Source organism: Bacteroides clarus (assembly GCF_015555825.1).
Classification (GTDB): Bacteria; Bacteroidota; Bacteroidia; order Bacteroidales; family Bacteroidaceae; genus Bacteroides; species Bacteroides clarus.
The window spans coordinates 1-1,318 of the sequence record NZ_JADNLF010000027.1 but is presented as its reverse complement, the minus strand read 5'-3'; the positions used below and the strand labels follow the sequence as shown (position 1 = coordinate 1,318).

1 protein-coding gene is annotated in these 1,318 nt (G+C 55.7%); it reads left to right on the top strand.

Annotated features, from left to right (window positions below; all coding sequences use genetic code 11):
* Positions 1-203 precede the first annotated feature (203 nt).
* Positions 204-1,318, top strand: a 1,115-nt coding sequence (uxuA, locus tag I2F54_RS16140) for a mannonate dehydratase (protein ID WP_195501909.1), incomplete at its 3' end; no start/stop codon positions are given.

Sequence of the window (1,318 nt, the reverse complement as noted above, 5' to 3'; positions counted from 1 at the left end):
GGTTTCGACGCCTTCTCAATCTGATAAAATCCGTCCCGCAAGACGATGCCTTTTGTCTTGCGGGATGAAATATTTCATCCCGTGAGGCGGAATTATTCATCCCACAAGACGGATATTTCCGTCCCGCAGGATAAATCCTCTCCCCCTCGGAAAGGAAACGGAGAACAAACATACAATCCATAAACTTATACCATTATTGTAATATGACACTTTGTGAACAAACCTGGCGCTGGTACGGTCCTAACGACCCGGTCAGCCTTTGGGACATCAAACAGGCCGGAGCCACCGGAATCGTGAACGCCCTGCACCACATCCCCAACGGTGAGGTGTGGACAGTGGAAGAAATCAACAAACGCAAGGAGATGATAGAGGCCGTAGGGCTTCGCTGGTCGGTTGTCGAAAGCGTACCCGTACACGAGCATATCAAGACACAGACAGGAGACTTCCAACGATATATAGACAACTACAAGGAAAGCCTGCGCAACCTCGGCAAATGCGGTGTGAACATCGTTACCTACAACTTCATGCCCGTGCTGGACTGGACACGTACCGACCTTGCCTACGAGCTGCCCGACGGAAGCCGCGCCCTGCGCTTCGAGCGTGCGGCCTTCATCGCCTTCGACCTCTTCCTGCTGAAGCGTCCCGGCGCGGAAGCCGATTATACGGACGAGGAAAAGGCCAAGGCCAAAGCCCGCTTCGAGCGGATGACGGAAGATGACAAGCGGCTGCTTGTACGCAACATGATTGCCGGCCTGCCCGGTTCGGAAGAGAGCTTCACCCTGGAGCAGTTCCAGAAAGAGCTCGACCGCTACAAGGACATCACACCCGAAAAACTGCGCGCCAACCTGATTTACTTCCTCAGTGAAATCTGTCCCGTCGCTGACGAGGCCGGTGTCGAGCTGGTTATCCATCCGGACGACCCGCCCTGCTCAATTCTGGGTCTGCCGCGTATCATGAGCTGCGGAGCCGACTTCCAGGCTCTGATCGATGCCGTTCCCAACAAGAGCAACGGCCTGTGCCTGTGCACGGGTTCTTTGGGCGTAAGCAGCGCCAATGACTGCGCCGCCCTGATGGAGCGGTTCGGCGACCGTATCAACTTTGTGCACCTGCGCAGCACGCAACGCGATGCGGAAGGCAACTTCTACGAAGCCAACCACCTGGAAGGCAACGTCGACATGTACCACGTGATGAAGGCTTTCCTCGAACTGCAGCAACGCCGTAAAGTCTCCATCCCGATGCGTCCCGACCACGGGCATCAGATGGTGGACGATTTGAAGAAGAAAACCAATCCGGGCTACTCCTGCATCGGTCGTCTGAG